Here is a 17423-nt window from a genome sequence, read left to right as displayed (position 1 = left end):
AATGTATAAAGTATTTTCTCTTTAGTTAAATTAAACTTGTTACAATTTAGTTAAATCCTTCGACTTACGAAAGAATTTTTGCTAAGATAGAATGTTGCGACTGAAAAATAGAAAGAAGGATTTAGTATGGCAAAAATTATGAACAACGAGGAAGCAATATAAAAAGAGGGCCGTTAATGCTTGTCTTAATCTCGGGAGCATTTGTGGCAATATTAAACCAAACATTATTAGGAACTGCGCTGCCTAGAATTGCGGAAGCACTAGAAATCAATTATGCGTCTGCTCAATGGTTACAATCGATCTTTATGTTAGTTAACGGAATTATGATCCCGATTACCGCATTTCTGATCGGTCGATTTACATCTCGAGGGTTGTTTTTAACCGCTATGGGATCTTTTGCTGTTGGAACATTAATTTGTGCGATTTCTCCAAACTTTGAGATTCTGATGGTTGGACGTGTCCTGCAGGCAGCAGGGGCTGGTATTATGCTACCGCTTATGCAGACAATTATGTTTTTAGTCTATCCACTTGAAAAACGTGGATCTGCCATGGGGATGTTTGGTTTAGTAATTGCGTTTGCGCCAGCGATTGGACCTACACTCTCAGGTTATTTAGTAGAGCACTTCGTTTGGAGAAGTGTGTTCTATGTGGTGTTACCAATTGCTATTATAGATATACTTGTCGCTTATTTCATATTGAAGAATGTGACTGAACGTACATTCCCTAAACTTGACATGCTATCCATCATTTTATCTACATTAGGTTTTGGTGGTTTACTATACGGATTTAGTATTGCGGGAAATCCAGAGACAGGGTTTGCGAGTCAGAATGTCATTATTTCTTTAATTATAGGTGCCATTACGTTAACTTGGTTTATTTTAAGACAATTAAAATTAGACACGCCAATTTTAGAGTTTAGAATCTTTAAATACAGTATTTTTACTCTTACAACGGCAATTGGTATGATTGCATTTATGTCTATGATTGGTGGGGCTGTTATTTTACCAATTATGATGCAAGACATGTTAGGCTTTTCAGCGTTAGAATCTGGTCTTATGTTACTACCTGGAGCAGCTTTGATGGGCTTTATGAACCCAATTACAGGACGGTTATTTGATAAATTCGGAGCACGCTATTTATCCATTATTGGGTTGTTTACACTTGTTGTGACCACATTTATGTTCTCGAATTTAACACCAGAGACAAGTTTTCTTTATTTAGCTGTTGTAAATGCAGCACGTATGTTAGGAATTGCGATGGTGATGATGCCTGTTACAACAGCAGGTTTAAATCAGCTTCCTAACAGTTTAATGCCTCATGGTACTGCGATGAACAATACGATGCGTCAAATGTCAGGTGCAGTTGGTACTGCCTTACTTGTCTCCATTATGACAAGTCAGACTATACCGGATGAGGGAGTTCAAGGAGCCCTACATGGTGTAAATGTGTCATTCTTTGTTGCAGGTGTATTATCTATTGCTGGCTGGGTTTTAGCATTCTTTATTAAGAAAACCAGCCCAAGAGAAGAAGCAGCTCAAGTTACAGAATAATAATCACTTAAAAACCCGCTTGACCTTAGTCAAGCGGGTTTAGCTATGTTTAAAATAACATATGAGCAATTAATATAATAATTGGTAATGTGATCAGTGTTCGTAATAAGAAAATGATTACTAATCTCCAGAAATTCACAGGCACTTTTGAAGCAAGAAGTACGCCCCCAACTTCAGATAAATAGACAAGCTGAGTGACACTTAATGCAGCGATGATGAAGCGGGTCATCTCACTAGTTACATCTGTGATCATGAGCGCTGGTAAAAACATATCCGTAAATCCAACTAAAATAGTTTCGGCTGCTGCTTGCGCTTCAGGAATCTGCAAGAATTCTAAAATAGGAACAAATGGTGCCCCTATCCAAGTGAAAAACAATGTTTCCTCAGCTACTATTAGACCAAGTGTACCAATCGCCATAACAACTGGTAAAACTCCAAACCACATATCCATTGCATTTTTAGTACCTTCTTTAAGGAAACCACTTACACCTGGTGACTTTTCAGCTCGTTCAACGGCTTGTTTATAGCCCCAAGTAAAAGAATTGTAACCTTCAGGAATCGATTCATCGAAACCTTTCTCATCAGTGTAATACGTATCCGGAATCTTCGATAATGGCGGGATACGCGGCATGATAATCGCAGCAACTAAACCAGCTGCTAAGATGGTTAAATACATGGGTAAAAACATGTGCATTAATTCAACTTGTTCCACCACAACAATCGTAAACGTAATGGAAACGACAGAGAAGGTTGTACCGATGACGGCCGCTTCACGCTTAGTATAATAACCTTCTTCGTATTGACGGCTCGTTAATAGAACCCCGATTGTTCCGTCACCTAACCATGAAGCTAAATTATCAACAGTTGAGCGTCCTGGTAAAGTAAATATAGGGCGCATGATTTTCTTAAATAAAGAACCAATGAACTCTAATAAACCGTAGTTTAATAATAATGGTAATAAGAATGATGCAATTAAGAAGACGGCAACTAGAGAGGGCATTAAGTCGCCTAGAATCATGCCTCCTGTTGCACCTGAGTAAACTTGTTCTAAACCAATTTCATATGCTGCAAAATGATAAAAATCATCCCAGCCATTCTTACGATTGTCCAAAACCAAGATACATTAAAGACTGAACCTAAAAAGGAGTCTTCTGAAAACTTGGTTGGTAGTAATTTTGCCACAATCGACATAATGGCTGAAATAGACACGATGATCACAGCTACTAGAGTAATAGAATCACCTAGTGCGTTCTTAAATAAATCAGCTAGTATGGCAACAGGAATTGTCGTTTCGTCTTTATACTGAATTGGAACCATAAAGAAAAATAAACCAATGAATGATAATATAATAAACTTTAGCTTTGCCAAAAGTTAAACCTCCTATATTTATAAATATACAATAAGTTGAATTGACAATACGTACCTTATCATGATTGAGAACACAAATAAAGGGCTACTCAAAAATTTTAGTGAGTAATTTTTTACAATACTGCTGGTTTCAAAATCATAAGGACAAAGATGAGAACTCCCATAGATGACGCAATCCAAAACCACTGGTTAGCACGATTAAATATACTTTGATACTCTTTTGGAAGCGCATCCAATTTTGTACGGTTTGGATCTGATAAATAGGTTCTTAGTTTTCTTGTATACCTCCCAATAAATCCGATCATAAGTACTTGAATAAGAATATATAAAACTAATGAACCAAGTAGCCATAATTGCGTAATTTCTCCCCAATCACCTACAAAATATAAGATGATTCCAGTGATAACGGCTAATGAACCACCGATTTTAGGGAAGAACTCAAGCTTTTTAAATGTTTTAAGTGATATGCTTAACTCCGCGACACTTTGTTCTTTTTTAAATAAAACATGAGCAAAAACGTCGGTCCCACTCCAATAATTGCTGACAGTACGTGAATTAACACTAATACTTTATACATGTTCGTCCTCCTCTTGTCGTTTATGACAGTGTTCCCCATTAGATTATATGGGTGTGTGGAGGCTAACATGCTATATATAATTTATCATACCTTCAATTAAAATTGATGATTTTTCTGAAAAATATTGATATGAACCTAATGCTGTTGATTAAGGCACTAGTTTAACCAATTTGTCGTTAATGCTAGATAACAGTTAATGAAATAGAATTAACTTTTGGAATAACCAATGACGGCAATAACTAAGCATGCCATACTTAAGGCCCAGAATAGTCCGGCCAGACCTATTTGTAATGAAATGTTTTCAGAAGACATAGGATGGTTTGGATCCATTTTTATAGCATTAATGGCATAAAGAATGGCTACAGATAGGACAGCTAAGTGAATTAAAGTAAATAAGTATCCGATGTGATGAGACTTCTTAAACCACCAAAATAAAGCTGTCACTAATGCTGTCACTCCTATGACGACAATAAATCCAATAGTTAATAAAGATATAACCTCTTGTTCTAAAGCCATTAGTATGCCTCCTATACTGAACTTATAAATTGTTCAACATCGTTAAATACAGCTTCTCGCTCAGGCCCTACCGTGATAATATGTCCTGATGCTTCATACCATTTAGTTCTTTGTGGTTTGTTTGTACCTGATCATAAATTTCTTTGGCACTTTGAAGGTACATCGATTCGTCTTTAAGACCTTGCAGCACACAAGTAGGGACGTAATGGATACCAGCTTCCCCTTTACCTCAATAATGAACTGCTGAAGGTCAGTGAGAAACGGTTTGGGTTTTTGCTTAAATTGGTTAAGTTCCTTTTCAATAAGCTCAGATGATTTTCCTTCAATCCTTTTAAAGTTGTACGCATAATCATAAATTCTTTGTGAAAGATCCCCAATGCTTTTAGCATGCATGGGTGCACTCATGGTGATCACAGCTTTAACGGGTAGCTCTAATGCCATCTTTAAGGCAAATACACCACCCATGGAAACGCCAGCTACAATGATGGATTCATAGCCTTGCGCCATAAGAGTTTGATAACCGTCCAGTGCATCTTGCCACCACTGAACAGGGCCTGTCTGTGTTAGTTCATCAGGTCCAACTCCATGACCTCGGTAAAGTGGTGCGTGAACGGTGTATCCCATTTTATGTAAGTGGCGACCAAGCTTCCTGACATCAGCTGTCGTTCCTGTAAAGCCATGCAGTAGAAGAACAGCTTGATTGCCAGCTTCATAGGTAAAAGACTTTGGTGCAACAAACTTCATATTGAATTACTCCTTCTGAACTCTATGATTCTCAAACCGGCTATTCTCTTCAACACTAGTATATAACGACCTACCTAGATAAAGCGGAATAGATAGATTCTCAAAGTTAGGTAAGCCATTATCTAAGAATTTAGCCTTGTCCATATGGAACTGAACGATGTCTCCTACAAACCAGTCATGATCACCGTAACTGTTACAGTCAATCGTCTTGCATTCATAAGCTACATAGGCATCATCTAAAATAGGGTTTCCGGTATGAGGGCCAGGATTATATGACATATAACCCTTTTTAAATTTATTTAAATCAGCGCCCGAGAGTGTTCCGACTTCTTGAATGAACTTAGCTTTTTCTAAGGGTAAAAAGTTAATCGCAAAGGTTCCTTCATTTTTTACAAGTTGGTAGGTATGACGTTCAGGGCCAATTGCGACTCCGTAAATCGGAGGTGTAAACGAGATGTATGAATGCCACCCAGCTGCCATCACATTGTCTTCACCATTATGTGATACCGTCACGATGGCGACCATTCCTGGGTAGCAGTGCATGATTTTGTGGGCAATTGCTTTAAGCATGAAAAAATCCTCCTGTGTGATCTTATTGGTTATTATGTTATCACAAAGGAGTTTTTTGATTTGTTTTATGGTTAATAGTCTTTAGGCTTTTCCTTCAGTAGTCTTAATCTATAGGCATTCATAGCGGTTTCGCCTAAGTGATCAAGTAAATTGTAGTTGGCATAAGCACCTACAAAGGCCCCAAGACCTGGTATAAGCTGAAGCATTTTGACAAAATCAATATAATCCCGATACTCCTGCTGGAAAACATGCCAATCCATATCGGCTAAAACGCTCTTTATGTTGATCCCAATGTTCAATGATTTCGAGGTCTCACGCCTCATGTCATCATTCGAGAAGGCTAGCTGAAACACATGTAATATGAATAGTCGTTCTTCATACTGCCTTGTGTCGAACCCATAGACTGAAGCGGCATCAAACAAGAATTTCATTTTTACTTGTAAGAGTAAAGGGAAGTCTGCTAAGCCAAGTAAGATTCCTCCAGCACCTGTCCCGGCCCCTTCAGCTGCAGCTGTTTTTTTGTAATTAGATAGTTTCTCTTTTAAAAGTCGGTCTTTTTCACGTAACGATAAATGATGGTATTGATCTTTTTTAGTCGTTATATTTGAACCTATTAACGTGGCTTTTACCATGCCCTTTATGCCTTCTGTAATAACTTTGTGTGCTCGATCTGGAATCATGCTGTTGAATTTGTTCTGTGCCTTTTTCGTTAAGCCTTTAACGAAGCCAGATTTCTTTAGTAGCTTACTCCGCCAAGATTGTATTTCATCGTAAACATACAGTTCATATTCATTCATTTGCATCACCTATTAATAGTTTACCAAATCTTATTAAAGTAAATTCTTAAAGGAAAAAATTTAATTAAGTGGAAGTTCTAGAAACAGGGAGGGATTAGATGATTTTGAATTAACCATGCAATTAAGAGTTCCTGAGTTTGATCAAGGGCTTAAGTTTTACGAGAGGATTTTCGGCAGGAAACCAGACTTTGTTCCACACGAAGGATTTGCGGAGTGGGAGGTTGTTCCCGGTGCTTGGCTTCAAATCGGAGAAGGCGAACCTACTGATAATAGACCCATTCGATTTGGCGTACAAGATCTTGAACAAGCTAAGTCTGATATAATGGCAAAATTTCCTATTTCAGATTTTGAAGTATTCTCAAGAGAAGAAGTTCCAGTAAAGTGGGGGACATTTGAAGACCCATGGGGTAATAAAATAGGTTTCTTTGAGTATTTAGATCAGGAAGAAGAAAAATCAAGAATCCAAGAAATACTAAGCAAACATTAAAAAGTAGAGAGTCATAGGCTCTCTACTTAGTGATTGGCTGCATTTCGATAATATTTAGTGCATGTCCATCTGGATCATAAACGTCAAATAAACGTGGTGATTGTATTCAGATGTCCAGTTTTCAACTTCGGTTACATTAAAATCAGAATCTATTAATGCTGTGTGCATGGCAATGGCATCATCCGTAACTAAGTTGAAAACAGGTTCTTTAAGGACTTGTACCTCATCTTGTTCAATTAATGTTAAGAAAAGGTTTTGTTCCGTTGTTTTTAAATTAGCCTCAGGTGTCCCGTCCCATTCTTCAGTAAATGCAACTTCCATTCCTAAGAAATTCGTATAAAACTCCAGTGATTTCTCTAAGTTTGTCACTCTTAAGAATACACCGCCAACTTTTCTAATCGACATGTTCACTCACCTCTCTCCTCACTAATACTATTCGTCATATTAAGACAAATCCCTTTTAAAGTAGTTATTCAAACAGTAAATTTAGTATAATAGAATCAAATAAACTAAATCGTGTGGAGGGGTGCACCATGTTATTAAGTATTAATTGGTATGATTGGATTACACCTACAAACCCTACAGCAGCCGTTGTAATTGGAATCACGTTCTCAATTCTTATTGCGTTCATGGTTTGGTATGAGTCACGTGAGTGGAAAGTCTTTTTTGCATTCGCAGGAATCGGAGTTGGTGTTTCACTTATTGCGACTGGTATTCTTGATGTCGTTGGGTTTTTCAATTAATAATCTTTAACTAGAATGTTAGAATTCTTAACTAATAACGTATTGATAAACGTTTCTTGATCTTTGGTGAAATAATGGCGACTCTGAAGTCATGAGCATATGAAATGGCAAGGCGATCAATGGACAATGCAGGAGCTGACCAAGGTGAGCGAGTTTTGTTGATTTTACGTATACTAGATATATCTACGGTTCGTTTAAAAGGGCCGTAATGGATGTAAAGAGTTTGCCCGTCAATTCGATATCCGGTTGTAAACCACAGCCATAATAATGCTACTGCTAAAATTATTGAGAAGATCAAGCCCTCTGTTGAATTAGTGCGAATAGCTTCAAAAATGGTTACCAAAGGCAGTCCGAAAAAAATCACTCCTAACCACCAGTCTCGCTTTGAAGGGAAATACATTACCACATAAGCTCCTCTTTATTAGATAGTTTCATAAAAATGGAATGACGGCAAGGTATGAAAGACTTGCTAATAGAATGATGACTATGGTGATCGTCCAAGAATCAAACAAGCTGACAATCGGTAAGGCTAATAAAGGTGCCATTCCAACTAGGCTAGTACGTTTCTGTGAATCCGATGTTTGATACTGTGTGACTCCACAATATGGGCATTTCATTCCTTTTTTAAATTGAAACATCGCTTTCTGACTATCTTTCCAGCTCCATTGTTTTTGACAGTTTTGACAAGTAGGCATTCAATCACTCCTAGTTCAATCTAACTTTCATTATATCACGTTTTCCAATAAATTTCAGTTTGAAAATCTGTACCTAAGCAGACGAATATGTTAATATAAGCTAGTTGAAATTTAACTTAAAAGGTGACGATCATGAAGGAACTTTCTTATTCTATATTATTTTATCTATTTGGTATGTTAATGCTATCATTCGGAGTTACGATGCTAATTAAATCAGGACTCGGCACAGGTGCTTGGGATGCCCTATTTTATGCTTTGTACGACTTGATTGGACTAACAGTGGGTTCTTGGATTTTATTGTCGGTATCGCGCTTATGATTATTAATAGTTTTCTGTTAAAAGCTAGAATTGATTACGCAGCTGTCATTACAATTTTCTTAATTGGTGTATTCATCGATTTCTGGCTGTTAATTGTCTTTCCTAACTTTACTATTTCATCAGCTATTATGAGCTATGTTCTTTTAGCAATCGGCATTACGGCAATGGGTAGCGGAATCGGTATGTATTTACAATTCAATTTTGCTAAAAATCCAATAGACAATTTGATGATTGCAGTACACAAACGAACTGGGCTAAGTTTAGCTATGTCCAAATCTTCATTAGAGATTTTAATTATGATTATAGCCTTTATTCTTGGTGGACCGATTGGTATTGGAACCATTATAATCGCATTTGGCATTGGACCGTTTGTTCAATTTTTCTTTAAACGTTTTTCAAAAATTAAAGACTTTATTAATCAATGGTAAGCAAGCAGCTCCTCAGACCTAAGACGCGATGTTAGTCGCGTTTTTTTTCTTTTGTAAATAAATGTGATAAAATCGAGAAAATTATCATTTTACTGAAAGGATTTAAATCATGATTAGACAAGCAAGAATCCACGATGTAGAGGCCATTCAAACTATTTATAATGAAGCAATATTAAAAACGACAGCTGTCTACGATTATGAACCCTATACATATGAAAATCGTAAAGAGTGGTATCTTGAAAAGATTGAAGCAGGGTACCCTGTTTTAGTTTACGAAGAGAACAACCAAGTCATCGGGTTCGCGACCTATGGACCTTTCCGTCCGCGCCCAGCATATCAGTACACCGTTGAGCATTCAGTTTATGTTAGTAAGAAGAGTTCTGGCAAGGGAACTGGTTCAGCATTACTTAGGAAGATCATTGAACTAGCAGAAGCGAATGAATATAAAATGATGATTGGTGTCATTGATGCGGCTAATAATGGTAGCATCAAACTTCATGAAAAGTTGGGGTTCGAACATGCAGGAACCATTAAAAATGCTGGTTATAAATTCGGTAAATGGCTTGATTTAGCGTTTTATCAGAAAGAACTATCTGGGCCAGGGCGCCTTGCTTAAAAGTCCTAAAGGTTCAAGGTGGTTCATATCCATATTTTAAGGGGGGGATTGGATGGATCACTATTGGGTAGATGAAGAAGTGTCCATTGGTAAATGGGTCTTTATTTTAATTCTTGTGGCAATTCCAATTGTTAATATTATTACGTTACTTGTGTTAGCTATGGGTAAACATAATGAAAGCCTGAAGAATTTTGCGAAAGCCTCATTAATTTTAGCAGTGATTGGAATTATACTTGGGTTATTGTTTTCTTTTTAAAATTCAATTATCCCCATAATAAATGCATAGGGTCGTCCCTATGCATTTATTTCATTTGGTAAATTTGGCAGTAACATAATCCGATTAACATGAGGGTGCGAACCGGGTCATCAGGTATGGTTATGTAAAATCCTTCACCCCCTACATTGGGCTCATCACCATAAACAACTAAAGAGCGTTTCCGTATTGAATATTGAAGGTCCTTCTCTAAATCTTCAACGACAAAATCAATTCCACTAGATGCTCCAGTCATTTTTAGAATTAGCTCGCCTTTTGTGTTCATAAAGTTAATATTTTTGTAGGTCCAGCCAGTCTGAACATCACCGAGATGCTCTTTGTCTTCATTGAATATGTGGAAATTTTTTGGCCGGATTCCAGATGGTTTACGAATATATCCTATAATCTCTTCATCATGATTTACAATTTCTAAGTCAACCGCAACTCCAGTTGGGTAATTGGCTAAATGGTATAAAACGTTTTGTATGTAATGCGGACTTCCTTTTCGCTTGCGAAATCTGCCAATTTCCTGGTCATTAGCTAAAATTTTATTCGCATAGATAAAAATTTCTTTGTACTTCGATAGCAATTGAGCACCTCCCTTTAAACCATATTATACCAAATAAAAACACCACCTATCTGAAGGTGGTGTTACTTACAATGAATAGAGCACTCAAATTGATCGTATTCTTCTTTTAACCGCTTCATAGCAATCTCTGCATTTCGAAAGCGAATCCAACCTCCATCTCTCTTAAGTCTCCCAACACCTTTGTAAGGAGTCTCGCAAATTCGATTTGTGTAGGTGCACTCTCTGTGTAACACATATCGTTTAGTCGGCAGATCAATGTTCACCCAGACAGGATGATGACCAAACATAGCTCAGCTCCTTTGTCATTTAGTATTTATAGTTTATGTGACTAAAATGGTAAAATATGCATGCTTAAGCTAGATTATGACGCATGTTATACTAAGGAATGACATATTAGTTTCATAGAGAATATGAGCTAATATGTTTTTTATTTTATTACATAAATTTTGGGGGATATATAGATGTTTGTTAATAAAAAATGGTTCTTACCCATATTGTTAATGGTGTTGATTACAGCTTGCAGTCCAGAATCGACTGAACCAGAAGCTGAAGATACTAGCTCGTCTCAAGAAGAAACTGATGAGACAGCAATAGAAGAAGATCAAGAAACAAAGGAAGACAATCAAGAATCTAAGCAGGAAGAAACTGAAGTTCAAGAAGAGGATCAGAATCAAGAGAAAAGTCAGAAAGCCGAGCAAGAATCGAATTCTAAAAATCAACAAAAGGAGATTCAGCTACAGTAACAAGAGTAGTTGATGGTGATACACTAGAAGTTCAGATGAACGGTCAAAAGGAGGATGTCAGGTTATTACTCGTTGATACGCCTGAGACTAAGCACCCTTCTAAACCCGTTGAACCTTTTGGGCCTGAAGCTTCTGAATTTGTGAAGGATAAACTGAGCGGAGAAGAAGTGCGAATCGTCCCTGGTGTTGAGAAGTATGATAAATATGACCGGTTACTTGCGTACGTTTTCATAAATGGAGAAACCATTCAAGAGAAGCTTCTTAAAATGGTCTAGCTCGAACGGCTTATCTGTATAATGACTTAACCATGCTAGATGAGTTCCACGAAGCACAAGCGACAGCACAGGAGAAAGATATCGGGGTCTGGTCAATTGAAGGATATGCACATGCCGACCATGACCATGGATATCACTATGAAGAAAACGAAACATCGTCCAATGACAGTACTGATGAAGAGTCGTCTACCGATAATTCAGGTCATGATCACTATTCTCATATGAGTGAAGATCATGATTGTGGTGATTTTAACTCAGCAGAAGAGGCTACTGAATTTATGAATAAATCAATCCAACAAGGATATGGGAATCATCGACTAGATGGTGATGGTGACGGTGTAGCTTGTGAAGGATAGGTAAAACCTTGAGCCAAATTATGAGCTCAAGGTTTTTATTATCTTAATTGATTGACTAGACCAGTTATAAAATCTCTAAAACTAATAAGATCCTTATCGTTTAATTGCTTATCAATATGATTAATAGTTTGTGCATATCTTTTTGGGAATGCTTTTATTCCCCAGTTCATAGCTTCTTGCTTTGAAGAAATTTTCCCTTCTTTCAGATACCAATAACTCTAATCAAATTGGGCACACAATAATCAGGTTCAACTAAAATTTGATTCAAACAATCATGGTAATCTAACATAATAGAGGAAATATAATCAGCTTTAGGAACTTGAGGGAAAACTTCACTAATTGGCTTACCTTCTAAACAAATGCCTCTATGATTTAATATGGTTATATGAGCGGCTAAATCAGCATCTGTTTTGGGATCGTTATTTAGGAAATCTTGAGTGTTATTTTTTAGATCTTGCTCATATTTCTCCCGCCAATATTCACTATAATGAAAGTCAAATGGACATGGATGAGTCCATTCATTTACTTGGTATGAATTTAAAAAACTTATTTCAATGGGAAACGGTGAATTTGATCTGTTTAAGAATAATTCAGCCAGTTCTCTTTGGTGTTCTATTGATAAAACGTCTTTTGTAATGACAATTAAATCTATATCACTTCTGTTTGGTTCAAATCCTCCCATCGCTATCGACCCGTGTAAATAAATACCTACTATGTTAGGGACAATGTTATTCATTTCTTGATTCAATGAAAATACCCATTCTCTTATATCTTTTGGACAAGTGCTCCAATTATATGTCATAGCAAACTCCTATTTCTTATATGCTACTTGAGCGATTTGTTGTTCACCATTTTTCTCGAAGACTTTATATGTTTCCATACCGATTTTTTCAGCGACTTTTTGTGACGGAACATTATTTAAGGTTGTATAAGAATAAACTCTATCATAGCCTAGTTTATTAAATGCATATTGTTTACATGCCAGAGCTGCTTCTGAAGCATAACCTTTATTCCAGTAGTCCTTATGAATGTGATAACCAATTTCAGGTACTGTTTCACCGTCGATTTCCTGCATGGTAATGCCACAGTCACCGACTAATTGATCACTATTCTTAAGTGCAACCCCCCCACAACCCGTGTCCGTGATGATGGTAAGACTCCATATTCCATTGAATCCAGCCTTTAACTTTTTCTTTTGAAAAAGGTTGTGGGTAATATTGCATGGTTTCAGAATCCATTAATATTTCTGATAGATCATCTAGATCTTCTATGCTCAATTCTCTTAAATATAGACGTTTAGTTTCAATCATGTTCACGTTAAATCTCCTAACTCTGGTGATTATACTCAAATTCTATCACAATTTCGTTTCATGCTTATTATTCCTTTTGGTTTTACTTTGTTTCGGTTAGAATAAAGTTATTAGGGAGAAAATGGATGATGTATAAGCGAGTGATAAAATGAGTGAAAAGGAACGAGGAATTTTGAGTCGTATCCCAGAAGATGAACGTCATGTCTATCAAAGTATGACTCAATTAAAATCGGAAGATAAACATTTACTTTGGGAGCTTATCAAAGATACAAACAAAGAAAATGTCACTCTCTATACAGGGGATTTAGAAAAGCTTCACGAATTACTAAATAAACAGCTCATACATATTAATACCGCTTATAAAACAAGAGATAAAAAAGTCAGCCTCTTTGTTCTAAACCGTGCCCCTTACTTAATACGTTTATTAAAAAGAGAGTATTTGGACTAGTCAGGAGGAACGTTAATGGAAAGTTTAATCCCGCTCGTCTTAGGTTTCATCTTAAACCTCATCATCTACAAGATGTCTACCATCCTGAATGAAAATCAAAAGCGCTCAGTCATCATTTCCTTAATTTATGGGACAAGCACAGTCATAATTGGATTACTACTCTCACTTGAAACATTATATGAGGTCGGGTTAGGAATGCTTGTTGCAACAGTTTTTCTATTAGCCTTTGCGTTTGGGAAAAAGAAGGCAAAAGAAGCGGGGAGTTAGTTAATCACGTATTACACCGTTGAATCCATCTTAATGAATTTAAGGTGGATTTTATATTAACTCTCTTTTAGTTAGTTTTATGGAGGCATTCTATTCTAAAATAGTTGAATACCCTTCCAAGGATGAGCTTAAAGAATTTATTAAAAACAAACGTGAGTCTAAGTAATAAAGGAGTAGATCATGAGCGCAAATAGTAAGGTTATAGCCATTTCAGGTGTGTCGGGTAGTGGTAAAACCACGGTGACTAAGGCGTTGGTTCAACAATTACATAATGCTAAAACATTTTATTTTGATACCTATGATGTTGAAGGCCCTGAAGATATTGTTAAATGGGTAGAACAAGGTGCAAATTATAATGAATGGGATTTATCTCCGCTACACACAGATATTCAAAGTTCATTAGATCAGTCGTATGATTATATTATTTTAGATTACCCATTCGCTTATCAAAATGAACAAATAGCTAGATTAATAGATTGCGCGATATTTATTGATACCCCTTTAGATGTAGCTTTGGCCAGGAGAATAGTTCGAGATTCTTCAAATGAGAGCACGGATGAAATCTTAAATAGTATGAAGCATTATTTGGCTAATGGGCGTAAAGGTTATACCCAAATGCTAAACACGATAAAACCGGACTCCGATATAATAGTAGAGGGTAACCAAAGTATTGATAAAATAGTAGAATACATAAAGTCGAAAATTTGGGGGGTAAAGATTGGCTGAAATTATTCTCTTTTTAGTGAGTTTATTTATCCTTTATCTAGTCATTCAAGCTGCTGTAAGAAATGGAATTAACAACTCATTAGTTGGTAAATATCTAAGAGAAAAACACGGTATTAAAGAGGGAGAAATAATATCTCCATTTGAAGAATCTCTTGAAGACGAAGATAATAAAGGAAGTGACAGGACATGACGATTAGGAAAGCTACTGAAGATGATGCTAAAGGAATGGCCAAGGTTCACGTGGATACTTGGAGAACAACCTATACAGGAATTGTCCCAGATGAATATTTAAATAACCTTTCTTATCAAGAGCGTGAGAACATGTGGCGTCAGGCTATTCCACATGGTGGTGTATACGTGGCTGAAGTTGATGGTAAAGTTGTTGGATTTGCGAACGGTGGCAAGGAACGTAGTGGGAATTACCCAGACTATGGCAGTGAATTATATGCTATTTACATATTAAAAGAGTATCAAGGTCAAGGAATAGGGGAGAAGTTGGTCTTATCTGTAGCCAAGAATCTAGTTGATCAAGGTTATACATCCATGCTAGTCCTCGTGTTAGAAGATAACCCATCAAAGCATTTTTACGAATTAATGGGAGCAGGTTATATAGACAATGAAGAATTAGAAATTAGTGGTAAAAAACTGAAGGAACTCGTATATGGTTGGAGTGACCTTGATAGTTTAGTTAACTCCTGATCAGTAGAGACACCCAATTAATTTAGACATATATACAAAAATTGTGCACCTTCCTATTCCTGCCCAACCAAAATTGACTTTTAGACATAACATGGAATAGAAATCAATTAGGGAGGTGCCTCAGAATGAACAAAGGTTATGGTTACAATGACAGCTTTGTGTTAATTGTTGTATTGTTTATCCTTCTAATTATCGTTGGTGCATCTTTTTATTGCTAAGCTAGCATCATAACTACCCCATCAGAAGGGCTCCAATAAGGGGCTCTTCTTTCTTCTATAAGTGGGACAACTACTTAAATGATTTGACTTAGTGAATAATAATAAGTGCATCATTCCCAATTTATGCTAAAATGGAAACAAATTAACCAATGTAGAGGTGTTCATGTGAGAGTCATTACAGTTGATTTCGATGGCACGTTGTATCAAGGTAATTCGTTTAAAGTGATGTTTGATGTCGCGAAAAACAGTATGGAGCAAAGCAGTGGGCAGTTGTAGGTTTTGGAACGCTTAAAGCATTAGGGAAGCTTGTAACAAGCGGTAAGGAACCTGCAAAGCATATGTTCTTTCGTTCGTTTGTTAAATCGTTTAAAGGAAAGTCGAAGTCGGAACTAGAAGGCTTTTTCTACGCATTAGCGAATGGAGATCTAGAAAGAGTCAACCGTCCTTTAGTTGAAAAGGTTAAACAGCATATTGAAAATGGGGACAAGGTTGTGATTCTTTCTGGTGCCTTGAACCCCTTTTTGACAGCTTTTAGAGAAGCGGTTGGTTTAGAAGATGCTGATATAATAGGGTCTGAGCTGTTTTATGATGAGAATAATATCGCTATTGGAAAAATGGGCGATATCGTAAATGGAGATAAGAAAGCTGAAAAGGTTCAAGAGTGGCTTAAAAATCGAGGGTTAACAGTTGATGACGTGACTTTATGGGCTTATGCAGACAGTGAGAGTGATGGGCCATTATTGGACATGGTTGATTATCCGTTTGTCGTTAACCCAGATGAAGATATGGAAAAGCTTGCGCAACAAAAAGGCTGGCCTGTATTTGGAAGTTAATATGTAAAGCATCTGTTCATATGGGCAGATGCTTTTATTATGAGCCTGTTAAACGTTTGTATGACTTAACTGATCATCTAACTGTCTGATCTGTTTCAACTCTTCTTGATGATTAATCTGCTCATAGTGATGGGCATCATTCGGTTGTTTATCTAGCTCATCAGCTAGGTGGACGACTTCTTGTAATGGCGAACGGTTAAAATCACCTGATGGTAATGCAGATTCTGTGTGAAATAATATGGCGTGAGCGATTTCTTTAGCAGCTTGTTTATCTTCACCAAGGCGAACGAGAAGTTTATGAGCACGTTCGGCTCCTTTAATAGGATGAATATCACAGGCTTTGTATTGTTCATAATCCCATTCGCCCTTGTTATACCAAGTGTAGTGACCGATGTCATGTAAAAATCCAGCTTTAACTGCAAGTTCAGGATTAACGTTATACTTGGTCGCTAATTCGTAGGCTTTATGAGCGACCGAAATCGCATGAGCCATTCCTGAACGGCGAACATACTTTTGAACTATTGGATGAACATAGATGTCTTCTAACGTTACGCGTTTCATGTCTTGTCCTCCTTTTTAGGTTAAATTATCGATATATTAACACTACTTCTGAGTACATTGCAAGTAAATTTTGCTTATGTGTTAATTAACCGTTTTTAACCTAAACTAAACAAACGATTTGAGGCTCCTCCAATAGCGAATTGAAACTAACTGGTCGTCTCCTTCTGTATAAACTACTTTTCTATTTCTCGGAACAAAACCACGAGATTCATAGAAGGGAATCCCATATGGATTACGATCCTGAACGGATACCCACTGCTCAATAGCACCTTGATTGACTTGTTCAGAGGTTAAAGCTTGAAGTAATTTCTTACCGATTCCCTGGTAACGAAAGTCAGGATTCATGTAAAAAACGAATATTTCGCTAGTGTTAACACCGGTCATACCACCGCCTATGACACCAACAACCTTAGAGTCTATCATCGCAACATGTGTGTAAGCACCACTCTTAATATCACTCTGAATCTTGTCTATGTTATACCAATAGTCAATGTTATCTTGTTTGAAGTCTTCATTTGATAAATACTTAACGGTTTGAAGCCAGCCTTTCGAACAAATCTCGCTAATAGCTTCAGCGTGATTGAGTTCTGGCTTTTGAATGGTTAATGACATGTGATCACTTCATTTCCATTTATAATTTATGGTTATAATAACATAAAATTACAAAATCTTTAGTCTTTAAAAGGAACTAGTAAAAGTAATCTCGAAGTGTAGTAAGAGTTTAATATTTTTGGTT

Annotated in this window: 30 protein-coding genes and 3 pseudogenes; 16 read left to right on the top strand and 17 right to left on the bottom strand. The window is 36.8% G+C overall.

What is annotated here, in order from left to right; genetic code table 11:
* The first annotated feature begins 176 nt into the window (after positions 1–176).
* Entirely contained in the window at positions 177–1550 is a 1374-nt protein-coding gene (locus tag JCM13188_RS03765; protein WP_054752243.1) for a DHA2 family efflux MFS transporter permease subunit, read from the top strand.
* A 49-nt stretch (positions 1551–1599) separates the two neighbouring features.
* Here JCM13188_RS03765 and JCM13188_RS03760 read toward each other — a convergent pair.
* From JCM13188_RS03760 to JCM13188_RS03740, 6 genes and pseudogenes are all read right to left on the bottom strand, one after another.
* Positions 1600–2918 (bottom strand): annotated as a pseudogene (locus JCM13188_RS03760) (YjiH family protein).
* A gap of 113 nt (positions 2919–3031) precedes the next feature.
* On the bottom strand, positions 3032–3385 hold the full coding sequence (locus tag JCM13188_RS20325; protein WP_369404807.1) for a DUF2269 family protein: 354 nt from the start codon (positions 3383–3385) through the stop codon (positions 3032–3034).
* Between the two features lie 317 nt (positions 3386–3702).
* Positions 3703–4011, bottom strand: coding sequence for a hypothetical protein (locus JCM13188_RS03755; protein WP_054752242.1), 309 nt, complete (start codon positions 4009–4011; stop codon positions 3703–3705).
* A 102-nt stretch (positions 4012–4113) separates the two neighbouring features.
* Positions 4114–4755, bottom strand: coding sequence for an alpha/beta hydrolase (locus tag JCM13188_RS03750; RefSeq protein ID WP_279401335.1), 642 nt, complete (start codon positions 4753–4755; stop codon positions 4114–4116).
* Between the two features lie 6 nt (positions 4756–4761).
* A complete protein-coding gene (locus tag JCM13188_RS03745; RefSeq protein WP_054752240.1) occupies positions 4762–5325 on the bottom strand; it encodes a flavin reductase family protein in 564 nt (187 codons plus the stop codon).
* A 71-nt stretch (positions 5326–5396) separates the two neighbouring features.
* Positions 5397–6122: an EcsC family protein gene (locus JCM13188_RS03740; RefSeq protein WP_054752238.1), complete on the bottom strand. Its 726-nt coding sequence runs from the start codon at positions 6120–6122 to the stop codon at positions 5397–5399.
* Positions 6123–6237: 115 nt separating this feature from the next.
* Between JCM13188_RS03740 and JCM13188_RS03735 the strand changes: the two genes are divergently transcribed.
* Entirely contained in the window at positions 6238–6609 is a 372-nt protein-coding gene (locus tag JCM13188_RS03735) for a VOC family protein (protein WP_054752237.1), read from the top strand.
* Between the two features lie 54 nt (positions 6610–6663).
* Here JCM13188_RS03735 and JCM13188_RS03730 read toward each other — a convergent pair whose 3' ends face one another.
* Entirely contained in the window at positions 6664–7014 is a 351-nt protein-coding gene (locus tag JCM13188_RS03730; RefSeq protein WP_279401334.1) for a VOC family protein, read from the bottom strand.
* A gap of 128 nt (positions 7015–7142) precedes the next feature.
* Between JCM13188_RS03730 and JCM13188_RS03725 the strand changes: the two genes are divergently transcribed.
* Positions 7143–7352 (top strand): hypothetical protein, encoded by a 210-nt coding sequence (locus JCM13188_RS03725; protein WP_054752233.1) that lies wholly within the window; start codon positions 7143–7145, stop codon positions 7350–7352.
* Between the two features lie 31 nt (positions 7353–7383).
* Here JCM13188_RS03725 and JCM13188_RS03720 read toward each other — a convergent pair whose 3' ends face one another.
* Both JCM13188_RS03720 and JCM13188_RS03715 read right to left on the bottom strand, forming a co-directional pair.
* Positions 7384–7752 (bottom strand): PH domain-containing protein, encoded by a 369-nt coding sequence (locus JCM13188_RS03720; protein WP_279401356.1) that lies wholly within the window; start codon positions 7750–7752, stop codon positions 7384–7386.
* Between the two features lie 31 nt (positions 7753–7783).
* Positions 7784–8047, bottom strand: coding sequence for a TIGR04104 family putative zinc finger protein (locus JCM13188_RS03715; protein ID WP_054752229.1), 264 nt, complete (start codon positions 8045–8047; stop codon positions 7784–7786).
* 132 nt (positions 8048–8179) lie between these two features.
* Here JCM13188_RS03715 and JCM13188_RS03710 point away from each other — a divergent pair.
* From JCM13188_RS03710 to JCM13188_RS03700, 3 genes and pseudogenes are all read left to right on the top strand, one after another.
* Positions 8180–8793: pseudogene (locus JCM13188_RS03710) on the top strand (YczE/YyaS/YitT family protein).
* 109 nt (positions 8794–8902) lie between these two features.
* The gene (locus JCM13188_RS03705; protein ID WP_054752227.1) at positions 8903–9409 is read left to right on the top strand and encodes a GNAT family N-acetyltransferase; all 507 of its coding nucleotides are present in this window, start codon (positions 8903–8905) and stop codon (positions 9407–9409) included.
* A 52-nt stretch (positions 9410–9461) separates the two neighbouring features.
* Positions 9462–9665, top strand: coding sequence for a hypothetical protein (locus JCM13188_RS03700; protein ID WP_054752225.1), 204 nt, complete (start codon positions 9462–9464; stop codon positions 9663–9665).
* Positions 9666–9711: 46 nt separating this feature from the next.
* Here JCM13188_RS03700 and JCM13188_RS03695 read toward each other — a convergent pair whose 3' ends face one another.
* A complete protein-coding gene (locus tag JCM13188_RS03695; RefSeq protein WP_054752223.1) occupies positions 9712–10251 on the bottom strand; it encodes a hypothetical protein in 540 nt (179 codons plus the stop codon).
* 62 nt (positions 10252–10313) lie between these two features.
* On the bottom strand, positions 10314–10538 hold the full coding sequence (locus JCM13188_RS03690; RefSeq protein ID WP_054752221.1) for a hypothetical protein: 225 nt from the start codon (positions 10536–10538) through the stop codon (positions 10314–10316).
* Positions 10539–10712: 174 nt separating this feature from the next.
* Here JCM13188_RS03690 and JCM13188_RS03685 point away from each other — a divergent pair, with 174 nt between their 5' ends.
* Genes JCM13188_RS03685 through JCM13188_RS03675 form a run of 3 tightly spaced genes read left to right on the top strand, consistent with a single transcriptional unit; the run spans position 10713 to position 11625 of the window.
* On the top strand, positions 10713–10994 hold the full coding sequence (locus JCM13188_RS03685; protein ID WP_054752219.1) for a hypothetical protein: 282 nt from the start codon (positions 10713–10715) through the stop codon (positions 10992–10994).
* 35 nt (positions 10995–11029) lie between these two features.
* Positions 11030–11269 carry a thermonuclease family protein gene (locus tag JCM13188_RS03680; RefSeq protein WP_054752217.1) on the top strand — a complete coding sequence of 80 codons (240 nt, stop codon included), beginning with the start codon at positions 11030–11032 and terminating at the stop codon, positions 11267–11269.
* 32 nt (positions 11270–11301) lie between these two features.
* Positions 11302–11625 carry an excalibur calcium-binding domain-containing protein gene (locus tag JCM13188_RS03675; protein WP_054752215.1) on the top strand — a complete coding sequence of 108 codons (324 nt, stop codon included), beginning with the start codon at positions 11302–11304 and terminating at the stop codon, positions 11623–11625.
* Positions 11626–11663: 38 nt separating this feature from the next.
* Here the strand turns inward: JCM13188_RS03675 and JCM13188_RS21675 are convergent, their stop codons facing one another.
* From JCM13188_RS21675 to JCM13188_RS17810, 4 genes are read right to left on the bottom strand one after another with little or no spacing between them, the layout of a single operon-like run.
* The gene (locus JCM13188_RS21675; protein WP_279401331.1) at positions 11664–11795 is read right to left on the bottom strand and encodes a hypothetical protein; all 132 of its coding nucleotides are present in this window, start codon (positions 11793–11795) and stop codon (positions 11664–11666) included.
* Between the two features lie 32 nt (positions 11796–11827).
* Positions 11828–12427: a nucleotidyltransferase domain-containing protein gene (locus JCM13188_RS03670; RefSeq protein WP_054752213.1), complete on the bottom strand. Its 600-nt coding sequence runs from the start codon at positions 12425–12427 to the stop codon at positions 11828–11830.
* A gap of 9 nt (positions 12428–12436) precedes the next feature.
* Positions 12437–12706 carry a GNAT family N-acetyltransferase gene (locus JCM13188_RS03665; protein WP_369404806.1) on the bottom strand — a complete coding sequence of 90 codons (270 nt, stop codon included), beginning with the start codon at positions 12704–12706 and terminating at the stop codon, positions 12437–12439.
* 31 nt (positions 12707–12737) lie between these two features.
* Positions 12738–12935: a GNAT family N-acetyltransferase gene (locus JCM13188_RS17810; protein ID WP_279401354.1), complete on the bottom strand. Its 198-nt coding sequence runs from the start codon at positions 12933–12935 to the stop codon at positions 12738–12740.
* Positions 12936–13083: 148 nt separating this feature from the next.
* On the opposite strand from JCM13188_RS17810, the gene JCM13188_RS03660 reads away from it, so the two are divergent.
* The 7 genes and pseudogenes from JCM13188_RS03660 to JCM13188_RS03635 all read left to right on the top strand — a co-directional run.
* The gene (locus tag JCM13188_RS03660; RefSeq protein ID WP_054752212.1) at positions 13084–13383 is read left to right on the top strand and encodes a hypothetical protein; all 300 of its coding nucleotides are present in this window, start codon (positions 13084–13086) and stop codon (positions 13381–13383) included.
* Positions 13384–13398: 15 nt separating this feature from the next.
* The gene (locus JCM13188_RS03655) at positions 13399–13650 is read left to right on the top strand and encodes a hypothetical protein (RefSeq protein ID WP_054752209.1); all 252 of its coding nucleotides are present in this window, start codon (positions 13399–13401) and stop codon (positions 13648–13650) included.
* A gap of 180 nt (positions 13651–13830) precedes the next feature.
* Positions 13831–14376 carry an AAA family ATPase gene (locus JCM13188_RS03650; protein ID WP_054752206.1) on the top strand — a complete coding sequence of 182 codons (546 nt, stop codon included), beginning with the start codon at positions 13831–13833 and terminating at the stop codon, positions 14374–14376.
* Positions 14369–14566 carry a hypothetical protein gene (locus JCM13188_RS03645; protein ID WP_054752204.1) on the top strand — a complete coding sequence of 66 codons (198 nt, stop codon included), beginning with the start codon at positions 14369–14371 and terminating at the stop codon, positions 14564–14566. Before JCM13188_RS03650 ends, JCM13188_RS03645 begins: the two co-directional genes overlap by 8 nt.
* Complete coding sequence (locus JCM13188_RS03640) at positions 14563–15075, top strand: GNAT family N-acetyltransferase (RefSeq protein WP_054752201.1); 513 nt, start codon at positions 14563–14565, stop codon at positions 15073–15075. Before JCM13188_RS03645 ends, JCM13188_RS03640 begins: the two co-directional genes overlap by 4 nt.
* 125 nt (positions 15076–15200) lie before the next feature.
* Positions 15201–15293: a YjcZ family sporulation protein gene (locus tag JCM13188_RS17805; RefSeq protein ID WP_279401330.1), complete on the top strand. Its 93-nt coding sequence runs from the start codon at positions 15201–15203 to the stop codon at positions 15291–15293.
* Positions 15294–15613: 320 nt separating this feature from the next.
* Positions 15614–16126: pseudogene (locus JCM13188_RS03635) on the top strand (HAD family hydrolase); the annotation flags it as partial.
* Between the two features lie 48 nt (positions 16127–16174).
* Here JCM13188_RS03635 and JCM13188_RS03630 read toward each other — a convergent pair.
* Entirely contained in the window at positions 16175–16687 is a 513-nt protein-coding gene (locus JCM13188_RS03630) for an HD domain-containing protein (protein WP_054752197.1), read from the bottom strand.
* 105 nt (positions 16688–16792) lie between these two features.
* Complete coding sequence (locus JCM13188_RS03625) at positions 16793–17299, bottom strand: GNAT family N-acetyltransferase (protein ID WP_054752195.1); 507 nt, start codon at positions 17297–17299, stop codon at positions 16793–16795.
* Positions 17300–17423: the final 124 nt, after the last annotated feature.

Source organism: Piscibacillus salipiscarius JCM 13188, assembly GCF_001311865.1.
GTDB lineage: Bacteria > Bacillota > Bacilli > Bacillales > Alkalibacillaceae > Piscibacillus > Piscibacillus salipiscarius.
The sequence above is the reverse complement of the archived record's forward strand: the minus strand, read 5'-3'. Positions and strand labels throughout refer to the sequence as shown.